Genomic DNA, 14,903 nt, shown 5'->3' with positions numbered 1-14,903 from the left:
AAGTATAAATATGTATAGGAAATATATAAAAATAATAAATCAGGAAGTTTACTCGGAGAAAAAAGTTTTTAGACTTTTTAGGTATAATAATGATTTCTTAATTTCTTCAAAGTTTTTTGATAGCTACCTAAAGTACTTTTTATCTGTTTTATGTTTTATTTATTCTACAGTGTGTTTTAATTTTTTTGAACTAATCAAATCTAAAATTAAAAGGCGTAAGTATAACGGATATAAACTCTTTTTTTCTAGGGTTTCTTTTTTTGGGGGAGTACATGTAAATCTAACAAATTCTACTGCTGTTGTAATAGAGCAGGATATTGTACGTAAATTTTATTTAGATAATTTTGAGTTTTACTCAGATCTATATTATGTTCTAAATATTATTACTGGTTATGAAATTAAGTTAGATAACGAATTCCTACTATTGAAGCAACAAAAGCTCTTAGATGCTGCTTCTTCTTATTGTGTTTCTGATCTAATAAGGTTCTCTAAGCAACCTTTGCTATCTATTAATAATTTGGACGTAACCTCAGACTTAAAGACGCGAATAACTTTAAGTTCTAGAATAAGTTTGATGTATGCTTTGCATGACTTTGAAAGTGATGCTGAGTTAACACCATATGTTGGACTTGCTCGCCAGATAGAAGAAGCTAAGAATGGTGAGTGGAAGAAGAAATTCAGATTATGCCATGGTGATATGTGGGTAGAAAATATAATGTTTAATGATCAAAGTGAACCGGTTTTGATTGATTTTGATAAAATTTTGTATTTTCACCCTGCTTTTGATTACTGTTACTTATATATAATGGAGAGTGAAGAAATCAATGGTGTAGACTTGAAGTCTAAATTGTCTTCTATTGATTTTTTAGTGGATGACTTAATCAACCTTATCAAAGATGAATTACTCCATATGAAATTTACTCATTTTGATATTAAGATGAGTATCTTAACAGTTTTCTTTTTAAAACTTAGTGAACGGGATTTTTATCAAAGAAGATTTGGCTATAGTTTAGTAAAACTTGAAGAGGTTTTAAAAGCCATTTTAGTAGATGGTCATCGATTGAGTGAAGACAAGAATGACTAAAAAATTTTTTTTATTTTTCTTTTCAATTTTATACCTAATAATGGCTTTTTTAGCATTATTTTTTATTGAAAGCTCCAAGGTAGAGATGCTCATATTCATTCTTTCGAACTCAGCAATTACTTTTTTTGTTTTGTTGAAAGTTGATGTAAAAAAAGAATCTTTATTTTTCATTATAGCGTATTTTAGCTTTTTTTTTATTTATGTGCTTAAAGCGATTGTTATACCTGCTACAGGGTTGAACTCAAAATATGTTTACACAACAATAAGGGTATTTATTGATGAACATGCATATGTACAGTCTCTGTGGGTTATTTTAGCTGCACACTTTATTCTAGTGCTTCTTCTGTCATTATATAGCTATGTTAATGAACAAAATGTAAGTTTTCATGTTAAATCTTACATAGCTAACGGGCTAGCAACCTCTTTATGTTATTTTTCTGCTGTCCTCATTAGTGTTTCCGCTATTGTAATGCAGCATTATGGAGTTGCTGTTATGGGGTCTGAAGGAGTAAGTCTACCTTATGGATTATCTGGCTTGCTTTATTATGGTCGAACCATTTTCATACCTATTATTCTTATATATATATTAGAGCTAAGTATTTGTAAAAAGAATAAGAAAATATTTCGTTTAGCTGTGGCAGTGTTTTTCTTATTAGCAATTTCTGAAATTATAGTTCGAGCTTCCAAATCTCCTCTATTAAATTTAGCCCTTTATTTGTTTGTCCTGTATTTGATCCTTTACTTTAGAGGTATAGATACTTCACATACTTTAAGTAGAAAATTCATTATTTGGGTATTTATTTTGTCGGTAGCGATGTTTCCGATCGTTACTATATATCGAATCGTTTTATTTGATACAAGTTACGTTACCTCTATTTCTGGGGAACTAGGTTCCTCTTTTAGCAATGGGGGGATGATAACATCAGCTATATCAAGCTTTTTTCACAGATTGTTAGGGTTTACACAATTAGCAGGAATTGTTGCTATGGGGGTGGAAGTTCAAGATTTTAACGCCTTTTTTGAATACGGTTCAGTAGCAAACTATTATACTAGGGAAGTTTTGAGATTAAGCATGTCAGGTCATGCTTCTAGTCCTTCATTACTGGGAGCTTCATTACTTTTAGCCGGTAATATGTGGTTTGTCTTGGTTGTAATCTACTATTTCTTATTAATGTTAATATGGTCTTTGTCAAGTAAGTTAAAGCATTTTGAAGTTAGCTTAAAATGTTTTTTGGCATTTGAAATTTTGAATTCAACAATGGCAGGTACAGTAGATGATTCAATATATAGATTAACTTTAGTCTGTGCCTTTTTAACTATTATTGAGTTCTTGTTTAATATATCAAACAAAAAATTAAGAAGCTAATATATGAAACTTTTATTTTTGTCTCAATCATTACCTTACCCTATTTATAAGGATGGTCTAACTGTAAGGGTATACAATCTCCTTAAGAGTTTATCAAATTATGTAGACATACACCTCATTTCTTTTGGTGAGCACACTCTCAGTAGTGCTGAAGAAAGTGAATTAAGGTCATTTTGTACCTATAATGTTATTCCTTTTGAATTTGAAGGAGGAGTGTTAGGAGGAATTAAAAAGACAGTTTCGCCTCGACGCTATTACTCACAAGAGTTTAAGCACGCAGTTCAGTCGGCTTTGAACACTTATCAACCAGATGCCATATTTGTAGAACAAACTTTTATGTCACAATATGTTACAGAGTTTAGGTGCTTACCAAAAGTGATGTCTTCGGTGGATGCAATTTCTTTTTCCGCATTCCTACAGTCTGAATTAGAACCTTCAACCATAAAGAGTTTTCTTCTAAAGTTTTTAGGTGCACAGCGTAGATTTATAGAGTGGTATTATTTTTCTAAGTTCACTACTATTACAGCAGTTAGTTCAGATGATGCGTATAAGCTATCTAGCGTAGTTAAGCAAGATGTTAAAACTATACCAAATGGCGTAGATTCGGAATTTTTTTCACCAATAAAATATGTTGATAGAGACACTTTAGTTTTTACTGGCGTATTATCAAATCCTGGTAACGAAGAGGCGTGCTTGTTTCTACTTGACAAAGTCTTCCCTTTGATTAGAGATAAACTACCAAAAATTAAATTTGTTGTTGCGGGTAGGAAACCAACGGCATCACTGAAGAGTGCTATCCCTGATTATGTGCAGTTGATGTCTGACGTAGATGACCTTCGAGACGCATTCAAAAACGCTCTATGTTTTTTGGCACCTATAGATATAGGTGCTGGTATTAAAAATAATGTGCTCCAAGCTATGGCTATGGGGGTGCCAGTTTTGACAAATAACTTAGTCGCAGATGCTATAAATATGATAGATGAAGAAACCGGATTTATTGAAAATGATAGAAGTAAATACTGTGATAGATTAATATATTTGCTGTCGCAAATGGACCAGTTAGAGAAAGTAGGTCTTGAAGGGCGACAGCATGTACTTAAGCATTTCTCATGGGATTCAGTCGCGTTAAAATATATTTCCTTATTGGAGAGCGAAATTAATGACTAATGTTTTATTCTTATATGCAGAAATGGTTCCTAGTTGGTTACCTACTTTTCAAGTATTGACTACTGATTATAATTCAAACGTTGATGTTGTTTATTGGGATAAAAAGATTAAAACCCCTTATACTCCATCTAGTGTTAAAGGAGTCAATTACTTACCACGGTCTAGCTTTTCATCAAACCAGTTAGTATCCCTAATTATTGAAGGAGGGTATGACATTATTTTTGTTTCAGGTTGGATGGATAAAGGCTATATGAAGGCTGTTTATTCAGCTCGAAAGTTAGGAATCCCAGTTGTAACAGGTTTTGATGATTGGTGGAAAGGGACAGTCAAACAAAGAATTTTATCTTTTTGTCCCAAATGGATAAGAAGAAAATTCTACAGCCACGCTTGGGTGGCAGGACCAAGGCAGTATGAGTATGCTAAACGCATTGGATTTTCTGATGCGGAGGTAATTTATAACCTCCTGACATGCGATACAACGATATTTCGTACTAGGAAAGTTCAAGAACGACAACCTACTTTCATATATGTAGGTAGATTTTCTCCAGAAAAGGGTATCGATGTTTTAGTCGATGCATATAAAATTTATAAAGAAAAGTTACTTGGTACTTGGGGTTTGACATGTATCGGAAATGGTACTAAAGCGTGATTTGGAGAATTTAAAAGACGTTGAATTACTTCCTTTTTCAAGCGCGATTTTTATTGCAGAAAAGTTTGCTCAAGCTAGCGCATTTATTATGCCAAGTCATAGGGATTTTTTCCCACTAGTGGTTCACGAATCAGCATCCTCAGGGTTACCGTTAATTCTATCTTCTAATGTAGGTGCTGCATCTGTATTTGGCATACATAATTATAATGCCCTTATATTTGAATCTGGTTCTGCTATTGAGCTTGCCAATCGAATGAAGCAGATGGAATCAATGAATAGTGAAGAGCGGATTTTAATGGGGAAACGTAGCTTAGATTTATCCTATAGGAATTCGCCTGAAGTTTGTGCAGCAAGTTTACTTTCAGCTATAGAATATGGTGACAGGTTTGATAAAGGTTAATATAGGTGTAGACGCTACTAGAAACCGTTCTGGTGGTGCAGTCGCTCATGTTAAAGGTATAATTTTACACTATGAACATGGCAAGTATGATATTAACAAGATTGTATTATGGGGTTATAAAGACTTATTAGATCAACTTCCTAACTACGATTGGCTAATCAAAATAGAACCAGAATGTACTAGTAAGAATATAATTTCTCAGTTGTGGTGGCAGTTTTACAGTTTACCTAAAGAAGCTAAGAAACATGGTTGCAATGTGCTTTTCAATACCGATGCGGGCACTGTTTGCACATTTACCCCATGTGTTACATTAAGTCAAGATATGCTTTCCTTTGAGAAAGGTGAAATGGATCGTTATTGGTTTGGAAAATCTTGGCTCAGACTTTTTATATTAAAATACGTACAATTATCATCTCTTAAACGTGCAAATGTAGCTTTATTTCTTACTGACTATGCACGCAAAACAATTGAGGCTCATACTAGAGGCTTTAAAAGTACAATAGTGGTTAATCATGGTATCAATGAGCGATTTTTAAGGGTTGAGAAGCCTGAGGTAGCAACTGATGAGAACGTATTAAAAATTGTTTATATATCAAATGCTGCAATGTACAAGCACCAATGGAAGGTGGTGGAAGCTGTAGATATATTGAATAAATATGGCGTTCACTCTCAGCTTTTATTGGTCGGTGGCGGTCAAGGTACAGCCCAAGAGCTATTGGATAGGGCTATAGAAAGGTTTGATCCTAAAAAAAGCTTTGTAATTCAATTACCTTTTGTCGAAAATGAAGAACTACCAGAAATCCTTGCAAAATCTCATGTTTTTGTGTTTGCTTCAAGTTGTGAAAATATGCCAATTACCCTGATGGAGGGAATGGCATCTGGTTTGCCGGTCGCTTGTTCAAATCGTGGTCCAATGCCCGAGGTTTTGCAAAATACTGGAAGCTATTTTGATCCTGAAAACCCTGATAGTATATTTGATGCAATCTTAAAAATAAAAAACGAAGAAAAATTAGGAATTGATAAAAATAGAAAATCGAGATTATTATCGCAGAGCTACACTTGGAAGAATTGCTCTGAAGAAACTTGGAAGATCTTGAGTGAAGTGTCAAAGAATAATAACTATACCTAATCAACTTGAAGATGCAGGTTTGAACACCTGAAAATTATCATTGATTCGAGGTGTCAATGAGCCTGCGATCTTTGGAAGAGTCACCGTAAAGAGTTGGTCAATTACTTCCTTGAAGTCACACTTATTTTTGAAGTAAACATTATTCCTCGACTTCTCGTTCATTACCTTCTAGAGCCGCTCTATTGGATTGAGGTTTGGGCTGTAATGATGGAGGTAATGCAGCTAAATATTAAGGACAAATACCGCATCTTTAACTAAATCACTGCGGTGATATCCTGCTCCATCTAAGATGATATGGAGCTTGTGAGTCAATAGATAGCTCTCTCTGAACTTGTAGAAAAAGCGAACAATTTTTTCGCTGTTAATGCTTTCGTAGTCGCTAACAATAGTCGCTCCGATATCCGACAGGTTCAGTGCACCAATTATATTCAGTCGGCTACGATTACCTGTTGTTTCCAGTACTTTATCTTGACCAGTGCGTATCCAACCATGGGAGATTTTGGTCGACAGTGTGGGATGAATGGTATCAATAAAAACTATCGACTCATTCTTGCCACAACTCGCTTTTAGATCGTCGTAAGCTTCAATAAAAGCTTGCTGCTTTGTCTCATCAAACTTGTGCGGAATACCTTTCGGTTGCTTGTAGCTGAAACCATTGTGGTGAAGCCATTTATTCATTCCTGAAACGCTATAGCTAAGGTCAAACGTCTCTTGAACATAAGCGACAATTTGATGAGTATGAGCATAGGTATGCTCAGTCAAATGTTCGATGAGTTGCATGGTTTGAGCGGCAGGAAGTTTGCTTTGGTTGCCACCATTTTCGGCTTAAGCTTTTCTGAAAGAACGTAGTCGCTGAGATGGCGAGCGACAGTCGATTCATAAGTGCGAAGAGCCTGAGAAATCATGGTCTGACTCCAACCTTCAGAAGCAAGTAAAACCGCTTTAATACGGTCACACACTCGTCAATCACGAGTAGAATCGTGCATCTGTTCAAGCTGCTGCTTTTGTTGAGGAGTCAGTATAGTTTACTTGGTGCTTAGCATGTTCCTGCTTTAAGGAAAAATCAAGCATCTTCAATGATCACGGGTATAGGTTGTTGATTCTTTCTTATGGGAAATACTTTTTAGATTTTTAATAAATAGCTTTATGGCTATATTCTAAGGCGATTACTAGCAATATGAAAAACAGAAAAATTCAGGTTTGTTCTAATTGTGTTATGGACACGACAGATTCAAAAATTATCTTTGATGACAATGGTGTGTGTGATCATTGCACGACATTTTACAATGATATTAAGCCTAATTGGCACACAGATGAAACGGGATGGGCTGAGATAACCAAAATTGCTGCCGATATTAAAAAAGAAGGCGAAGGCAAAGAGTTTGACTGCATTATAGGTATGAGTGGTGGTATTGATAGCTCATATCTTGTATATCTAGCGAAGGAAAAGTTGGGTTTACGCCCGTTGGTTTTTCATGTTGATGCTGGTTGGAATTCACAACAGGCTGTGCACAATATAGAGCAAATCGTCGATCGTCTAGGCTTAGATCTCTATACAGAAGTCATAGACTGGGAAGAAATGAAAGACTTACAACTTTCTTTCTTTAAGGCTGGTGTTTCTCATACGGATACACCTCAAGATCATGCTTTTTTTGCAACTATGTACAAGTTTGCCTCAAAACATAAAATTAAGCACATCCTGACAGGTGGTAATTATTCAACTGAGTGTATTCGAAACCCATTGGAATGGATGTATTTCCAGTCTGACTCTCGTCAAATTAAAGATATTCAGGAGAAGTTTGGTACTAAAAAACTGAAAAACTTTCCACTAACAAATATCTTATGGCACAAAGTTTACTTGCCTTATATCAAAGGGATTAAGCTCTATAGACCGCTTGACTTCATGCCTTACGATAAAGAGGAAGCAACGCAGTTTTTAGTTGATAACTTCGGCTATCAGCGCTACGCGCAAAAACACTTCGAGTCCCGCTTTACACGCTTCTATGAGGCTTATTGGCTTTATGAAAAGTTTGGTTATGACACACGAAAAGTACAGTACTCTAGTTTGATAGTTACTGGTCAAATGACTCGCGAAGACGCATTGGAAAGACTCAAAAAGCCACCATATGACCCAGAGACGATCGATGATGATTTTAGTTATATTGCCAACAAGCTCGGTATCACATCCGATGAACTAAAAGATTATTTTGAAGCACCTAATAAAACTTACAAAGATTATAAAAACCAACAATTTATTTATGATATAGGTGCGAAGGTGATGAGAAAGCTTGGTCTTGAGAAAGGCGGCAAAAGATGATCGCAATAGTAGATTATGGCTCTGGGAATATTCAAGCCATTCAAAACATATTTACTAAGTTAAAGATAGATACCTTTTTTGCAAGTACACCAGAAGATTTTAAAAAAGCGGACAAGATTATTTTGCCAGGGGTTGGTGCTTTTGATGAAGCGATGAACCAACTAGAAAAGTCGGGGATGCGGGCTGCACTAGATCACTTTGCAATGGTTGAAAAGAAACCTGTCTTAGGGATTTGTGTTGGTTTGCAAGTGATGGCGAAAAGTAGTGATGAAGGTGAACTACCTGGACTTGGTTGGTTTGATGCTTCAGTTAAGAAATTCGATGAATCAAAAATAGATTTTAAGCCAAAGCTGCCGCATATGGGGTGGAATGAGATTGAACCGACAGAATCACACCCGCTTTTAAGTGGCATAGATTGTGAAAAAGGGTTCTATTTTATCCATTCATATTACTTTGATGCACACGATCCAAAGGATGTGCTAATAAAAGCTCACTACGGTGCTGACTTTTGCTGTGCCGTAAGAAAAGATAATATTTTCGGGTTTCAGTTTCATCCAGAAAAAAGTCATTCTAATGGTATTAACTTATTTAAGAATTTTGCTGAGTTTTCATTATGTTGAGATCTAGAGTATCCCCTTGTTTGCTCGTCCACAATAAAGGGCTAGTCAAAACAGTAAAGTTTAAAGATTCGAAGTATGTTGGGGACCCGATTAATGCAGTCAAAATCTTTAATGAGAAAGAAGTCGATGAATTGATTGTGTTAGATATAGACGCAACGGTTGAAAACAAGTCACCTGATTATCAAATGATCAAGCACCTCGCTAATGAGAGCAGGATGCCATTGTGCTATGGCGGAGGTATTAAAACACCTCAACAAGCGCAAGAAATTATTAAACTGGGCGTTGAAAAAGTGGCAGTTTCAAGCGAAGCGTTGAACAACCCTTCTGTGCTTCGAGAAATGGCTGATATTATCGGCAAACAAAGTGTAGTTGTGGTTTTGGATGTCAAAAAGACCTTGTTTGGTAGTTATGAGATCTACACACATAACGGTAAGAAAAAAGTAAAAAAGAAACTTGAGCAAGTTATATCTGAGTTCGAAGAAATTGGGATAGGTGAGCTCGTCATCAACTCAATAGATCAAGATGGAATGATGAAAGGCTACGATATGAAGTTAGCTGAAAAGGTGCGAGATCTTGCTAGTGTGCCACTGACAATACTTGGCGGCGCAGGTTCATCAGAAGACATCTTAAAACTGATTGGAAAATTTAAAGTCATTGGAGCCTCTGCAGGGAGCTTTTTTGTCTTTAAAGGTGTTTATAAAGCAGTGCTAATCAACTACTTAACTCAAGATACCCTAGCTGAGATCAGAAAGATCGCACGCTCACAATTAGGAAAGTAACATGAAGCAAATTCTACAGGATATGGCGAAAGGTGGATCGTCAATTGTTGAGGCTCCGGCTCCAAAAGCAACTAAGAACCATGTTGTCATTAATACTACCACAACATTAATTTCTGCTGGTACGGAAAGAATGCTTGTGGATTTTGGTAAAGCAAACTTAATAGATAAAGCTCGCTCTCAGCCTGATAAAGTCAAAATGGTTCTCGAAAAAGTTCAAACTGATGGACTTATGACCACTGTCGATGCTGTGAAATCCAAATTAGCTCAGCCCTTGCCTTTAGGGTATTGTAATGTAGGCGTTGTTGAGCAAGTCGGTAGTAGAATAGACGAGTTTAAAGTCGGACAGCGAGTAGTTTCAAATGGACCACATGCTGACGTGGTGCGCGTGTCTAAAAATCTTGTTGCAAAAATCCCTGCGAATGTTTCTGACGAAGAAGCCGCATTTACTGTAGTGGCAAGTATCGGTTTGCAAGGCATTCGTCTTGCTAATCCAACGATGGGAGAGTCTTTTGTTGTTACTGGTGTTGGACTCATTGGCTTGTTAACCGTACAAATGCTACGAGCGCAGGGTTGCAGAGTTCTTGCTATAGATTTTGACCAAACTAAGTTGGATATGGCAAAAGAATTTGGGGCAGAAATTTGTAACCCCGGTCTAGGTGAAGATCCCGTCGCTGCTGGTATGGCATTTAGCCGCGGCAATGGTATTGATGGCGTCATTATAACCGCATCTACCAAATCGAATGAACCTGTAACACAAGCCGCTCGCATGAGCCGTAAACGTGGTCGCATTATTTTAGTCGGTGTAACAGGCTTAGAGCTAAGTCGTGCCGACTTTTATGAAAAAGAGTTGACTTTCCAGGTGTCTTGTTCTTACGGACCAGGTCGTTATGATCCTAACTATGAAAATAAAGGTAATGACTACCCATTACCTTTTGTTAGGTGGACTGAACAGAGAAACTTTGAAGCTATTCTAGATATGATGGCTGGTGGTCAACTTAATGTAAAGCCATTGATTACACACCGTATTTTATTTGAAAATGCGACAGAAGCCTATGATTTGTTGACCAGTGATAAGTCTGCATTAGGTATTTTGCTACAGTATAGTTCTGCTTCTGAGTCTCGTCATGCATCTAAGGTAGTATTAAACCCTCAGGTAGAATATAAAACTGGTGAGCCTATTGTCGGGTTTGTAGGCGCTGGCAACTATGCGTCTCGAGTACTTATCCCCGCATTCAAAAATGCAGGAGCACAGCTAAGTAGCATCTCTACATCAGGTGGGATTAACGGCGCTATCCATGGAAATCAGGCAGGATTTAAAGAAGCGACAACTGACACTGACGCGCTAATTGAAAGTGATGAGATAAACACAGTGGCTATTGTTACACGCCACAATAGCCATGCTCATTTTGTTAAGCAGTCCTTAAATGCCGGAAAGAATGTCTTCGTAGAAAAACCTCTAGCGATCACTCATGAGGAACTTGAGGAGGTTAAATCTGCTTATGAAGAAGCCTCTCAGTCCGCGAATCCTCCTAAGTTAATGGTCGGCTTTAACCGTCGGTTTGCGCCACAAATACGAAAAATGAAATCTTTGATTGATCCAATAAAAGGACCGAAGTCGTTCATTATGACCATGAATGCGGGTAGTATTCCTGCCGATCATTGGACTCAAGATATCACTGTTGGTGGTGGGCGAATTATCGGAGAAGCTTGTCACTTTGTGGACTTAATGCGCTTCTTTGTTGGTAGCGAAATTGTGTCGGTACAAGCGCGTAGAATAGGTGATAGTGATGCGATAGACATCACGGAAGACAAAGCTGCGATCATACTCGGTTTCGCTGATGGCTCAATTGGCACGATTCATTATTATGCCAATGGTGCGGCAAGTTTCCCTAAAGAGCGAATAGAAGTGTTTGTTGACGGTAAAGTTTTACAGCTAGATAACTTTGTAAAGTTAAAGGGCTTTGGCTTTAAAGGATTCAAGAAAATGAACCTTTGGAAACAAGATAAAGGTCAAAACCTCTGCTCGCAATTGTTCTTAGACTCAATCCGTGACGGGAAAAAGGCGCCAATTGATATAAATGAGATTTTTGAAGTTGCGAAGATATCTATCGATATAGCCGAGCAACTTAGACAACAATGAGTGGTCAATTAGAAAGGATACTTAAGATATTTCACACTGTGAAATATCTTAAGTTTAAACAGGTATATTTCAGAGCTTACTTTCGATTCCGTAAGCCAAAGTTTATCGAGAGTGGTCAGCCAAACAGCTCTGAATGGCAGTGGTCCGGACCATTACTGAATACGCAGAGCTTGTTCAGCAATACCGATGTTAAGTTTCTTAACCAAGCGGGGACGATTAAAACTCCTGCCGATTGGAATTGCGCAAGTAAGCCTAAGTTATGGTTATATAACTTACATTATTTTGATGACTTGAGCTCACAAGATGGTGTGCAGAGATACACTCTTCATAAAGACTTTATTGAAAAATGGATTTCAGAAAACCCACCGTGCAGTGGGAATGGTTGGGAACCTTACCCTATTTCTTTGCGGTTGGTAAATTGGGTCAAGTGGTGTAGTGTGCAGCCCCAAGTGCCTCCCAAGTGTCTTCAGAGTATGCTTGACCAAGCAAATGTGCTAACGCAGCTGTTAGAGTATCATATCCTTGGAAATCATTTATTTGCCAATGCCAAGGCATTAACCTTTGTTGGCGCTTATTTGCAAGGAGAAAACTCTGCACAGTTGTTAGCGCAAGGGATCAAGCTACTGGATGAAGAGCTTGATGAGCAGTTTTTACCAGATGGTGCTCATTTTGAACTCTCACCAATGTACCATGAGATCTTGTTATGGGATTTGCTTGAACTGATTGATTTGGCGATTACGAGTGGCAAACCTGAGCTAACTGAGCATTTACCCAAGTGGACTGGTATCGCAAGAAAAGCATTGAATTGGCTGTCATCCATGATTCATGAAGATGGCGAAGTAAGCTTTTTTAATGATGCTGCTATTGGTATCGCGATGCAACCACAACAGATATTTTCTTACGCACGCAAGTTAGGGCTCAATCACGATAAAATAAATCAGCAGTTAATTACCAATCAAGATAGTGGATATAGCCGTGTTTCTTACGAGCAATATGCTATTATTTTCGACCATGCCAATGTTGGACCTGACTATTTACCAGGGCACGCACATGCTGATACGTTAAGCTTTGAATTATCAATGGGTAAACAACGTGTCTTCGTAAACTCTGGTACGTCTCTATATGGCACAAGCGCCGAGCGTATAAGGCAACGTCAAACAGCAGCACATAACACTGTCTCTGTTTTAGGGTGCGACTCTTCACAGGTTTGGTCAGGTTTTAGGGTGGCTAAACGGGCGTATGCAAAATTAGAAAAGTCAGTCAGTAGCACAGATAATGTACAGTTAGTCGCCAGTCACAATGGCTATTTGCAGCAAAGCCCCAAGGTTAAGCATACACGAGAACTACTGTGTTCTCCTGACAGTGTCATTATCAGTGACATGTTATCAAAACAGCTCCCTGCTTGTTTTCACCTGCATCTTCACCCAGATATTGATGTCATTAAACTTTCAGAGAAAGAGCTTAAAATCACAAAAGATGATGAAGTACTTTGCTTAATTAGTAGCGCAGAGCCCATAAATATCAAAGACAGTACTTGGCACCCTGAATTTGGTAAGTCCATTGCAAATAATAAGATTGAGATAGAGTTTGCAAACGGCAATTTAAGAACGGAAATTAAACAAATTAAGAGGGACTCGTGAGAATACTGGTTTTATCATTTTACTTTAAACCCGACCTAAGTGCTGGCTCGTTTAGAACGACAGCTTTAGTTGAGCAGCTAAAGCAAAATTCTGAAGTAGAGGTTGATGTAGTTACAACAAAGCCAAATCGATACTCGTCTTTTAAATCAGAAGCTAAAAATTATGAAAAAGACGAAAATGTGGTTGTTCACCGTGTATCTCTTCCTTCTCATAAAAGTGGCATGCTTGATCAAGTGATTTCTTATTTTAGCTTTTATAGAAAGGCATTAAAGCTGACCAGTGATAAAGAGTACGACTTGGTATATGCGACAAGCTCTAGGTTGTTTACTGCATTTTTAGGAGTAAGGATAGGTCTGAAGAATAAAGCTCCCGTTTTTTTGGATGTTAGGGATATATTTGTCGATACTTTAAAAGACGTATTGCCCCCGACTTTATTCAAATTGCTTGCCCCAATACTAAAATCGATAGAAAAGTACACATTCAATCGTGCTAATCATATCAATTTAGTTTCAAAAGGGTTCGAGAGTTACTTCAAAGATAGATTTTCATGCTCTTCATATAGTCTTTACACTAATGGTATCGATGATAATTTTATTGGTTATGATTACCAAAACGAATCTCCAAGTAACACCGTTCTTTATGCAGGTAATATTGGTGAAGGACAGGGGTTAGAGCATATAATTCCCCGTTTGGCAAAAAAATTACCAGAATTCAAATTTATGATAATCGGAGATGGTGGGAGGAAAAATGAACTTCTTAGACAATCCGAAGAAATACCAAATGTGGAGATCCTGCCACCGGTAGATAGAGGTCAATTAAATAAGCTGTACAAACAAGCGGACATACTTTTTCTTCATCTAAATGCTTATGAAGCATTTGAAAAGGTACTTCCGTCTAAGCTATTTGAATATGGTGCAACAGGGAAGCCTATTTGGGCTGGTGTTTCTGGATACGCAGCAGATTTTATTTCATGCGAGTTACCTAATTCTGCAGTTTTTCCTCCTCGAAACGCAGAAAAGGCAGTTTCAGCTCTTAATGAGCTATCTAATACAGACTCAAAGCGCCATGAATTCATAAATAAATATCAGAGGCAGTGCATAATGAAGCGGCTGAGTTACTCTATACAAGAAGTTGGTAAGAAATGAAAAAAAACTCATGAGTTTCTGAGGAAGTGGCTTCCCGATGATTCACTTAGCAGGTTTTTTAAAAGATAAATATGTGTCATTCACTTCACCGCTTAAACGTACATAATGTCTGACTCAGTTTTAGAACTATTAAACGGACATAAAGGCGTCAGTACAATCGTAAAGGTTCGTTAGGTTCATAAAACTGTAGATCTGGGCGTAAAGCGTTTCATTTTTATTAGAGTTTGTTGATCTTTTTGTATGTTATTGCAGCCAATAATACCTTGATAGTCGCACTAACATGAATACCAGTGATACTATGCTGGTATCGTTCCTTTCAAATTTTTGAATCTGGTTGAAATAGCTTAATAATGTTTAACTCTTTCAAATGCGTTTTCAACCAAGTAGCGGTATTTATATTAAGCTCCATCCAGCTTTCTTTGTCTGTATTTTGTCCTTAATTGCGTTTTACTATTACAGTGATGCCC

The 14,903-nt window shown here is 37.3% G+C and carries 12 protein-coding genes and 2 pseudogenes; 12 read left to right on the top strand and 2 right to left on the bottom strand.

Features of this window, described 5'->3' with window-relative positions:
- The first annotated feature begins 10 nt into the window (after positions 1-10).
- Genes QMG91_RS17170 through QMG91_RS17145 form a run of 6 tightly spaced genes read left to right on the top strand, consistent with a single transcriptional unit; the run spans position 11 to position 5,795 of the window.
- A complete protein-coding gene (locus QMG91_RS17170; protein ID WP_281870104.1) occupies positions 11-1,084 on the top strand; it encodes a phosphotransferase in 1,074 nt (357 codons plus the stop codon).
- The gene (locus QMG91_RS17165) at positions 1,077-2,450 is read left to right on the top strand and encodes a hypothetical protein (RefSeq protein ID WP_281827853.1); all 1,374 of its coding nucleotides are present in this window, start codon (positions 1,077-1,079) and stop codon (positions 2,448-2,450) included. The genes QMG91_RS17170 and QMG91_RS17165 overlap by 8 nt, the downstream gene beginning before the upstream one ends.
- A gap of 3 nt (positions 2,451-2,453) precedes the next feature.
- Positions 2,454-3,617, top strand: coding sequence for a glycosyltransferase (locus QMG91_RS17160; protein WP_281827851.1), 1,164 nt, complete (start codon positions 2,454-2,456; stop codon positions 3,615-3,617).
- Positions 3,610-4,266 (top strand): glycosyltransferase, encoded by a 657-nt coding sequence (locus QMG91_RS17155; protein WP_281870102.1) that lies wholly within the window; start codon positions 3,610-3,612, stop codon positions 4,264-4,266. The genes QMG91_RS17160 and QMG91_RS17155 overlap by 8 nt, the downstream gene beginning before the upstream one ends.
- On the top strand, positions 4,250-4,666 hold the full coding sequence (locus QMG91_RS17150) for a glycosyltransferase (RefSeq protein WP_281870100.1): 417 nt from the start codon (positions 4,250-4,252) through the stop codon (positions 4,664-4,666). The genes QMG91_RS17155 and QMG91_RS17150 overlap by 17 nt, the downstream gene beginning before the upstream one ends.
- Entirely contained in the window at positions 4,653-5,795 is a 1,143-nt protein-coding gene (locus QMG91_RS17145) for a glycosyltransferase family 4 protein (RefSeq protein ID WP_281827847.1), read from the top strand. The genes QMG91_RS17150 and QMG91_RS17145 overlap by 14 nt, the downstream gene beginning before the upstream one ends.
- Here QMG91_RS17145 and QMG91_RS17140 read toward each other — a convergent pair.
- Positions 5,796-6,781, bottom strand: a pseudogene (locus QMG91_RS17140) (IS630 family transposase).
- A 191-nt stretch (positions 6,782-6,972) separates the two neighbouring features.
- Here QMG91_RS17140 and QMG91_RS17135 point away from each other — a divergent pair.
- From QMG91_RS17135 to QMG91_RS17110, 6 genes are read left to right on the top strand one after another with little or no spacing between them, the layout of a single operon-like run.
- Positions 6,973-8,112, top strand: a complete 1,140-nt coding sequence (locus QMG91_RS17135; RefSeq protein WP_281827845.1) for an N-acetyl sugar amidotransferase — start codon at positions 6,973-6,975, stop codon at positions 8,110-8,112.
- Positions 8,109-8,732, top strand: coding sequence for an imidazole glycerol phosphate synthase subunit HisH (gene hisH / locus QMG91_RS17130; protein WP_281827843.1), 624 nt, complete (start codon positions 8,109-8,111; stop codon positions 8,730-8,732). The genes QMG91_RS17135 and hisH overlap by 4 nt, the downstream gene beginning before the upstream one ends.
- Positions 8,726-9,511, top strand: a complete 786-nt coding sequence (locus tag QMG91_RS17125; RefSeq protein ID WP_281827841.1) for an AglZ/HisF2 family acetamidino modification protein — start codon at positions 8,726-8,728, stop codon at positions 9,509-9,511. Before hisH ends, QMG91_RS17125 begins: the two co-directional genes overlap by 7 nt.
- Position 9,512: 1 nt before the next feature.
- A complete protein-coding gene (locus tag QMG91_RS17120; RefSeq protein WP_281827838.1) occupies positions 9,513-11,651 on the top strand; it encodes a bi-domain-containing oxidoreductase in 2,139 nt (712 codons plus the stop codon).
- The gene (locus tag QMG91_RS17115) at positions 11,648-13,291 is read left to right on the top strand and encodes a heparinase II/III family protein (protein ID WP_281827836.1); all 1,644 of its coding nucleotides are present in this window, start codon (positions 11,648-11,650) and stop codon (positions 13,289-13,291) included. The genes QMG91_RS17120 and QMG91_RS17115 overlap by 4 nt, the downstream gene beginning before the upstream one ends.
- Positions 13,288-14,436 carry a glycosyltransferase family 4 protein gene (locus QMG91_RS17110; RefSeq protein ID WP_281827834.1) on the top strand — a complete coding sequence of 383 codons (1,149 nt, stop codon included), beginning with the start codon at positions 13,288-13,290 and terminating at the stop codon, positions 14,434-14,436. Before QMG91_RS17115 ends, QMG91_RS17110 begins: the two co-directional genes overlap by 4 nt.
- A gap of 243 nt (positions 14,437-14,679) precedes the next feature.
- Here the strand turns inward: QMG91_RS17110 and QMG91_RS28950 are convergent.
- Positions 14,680-14,834 (bottom strand): annotated as a pseudogene (locus QMG91_RS28950) (IS5/IS1182 family transposase); the annotation flags it as partial.
- Between the last annotated feature and the right edge of the window lie 69 nt (positions 14,835-14,903).

This window comes from Vibrio nigripulchritudo (assembly GCF_027924785.1).
GTDB classification, from domain to species: Bacteria; Pseudomonadota; Gammaproteobacteria; order Enterobacterales; family Vibrionaceae; genus Vibrio; species Vibrio nigripulchritudo.
The sequence above is the reverse complement of the archived record's forward strand: the minus strand, read 5'-3'. Positions and strand labels throughout refer to the sequence as shown.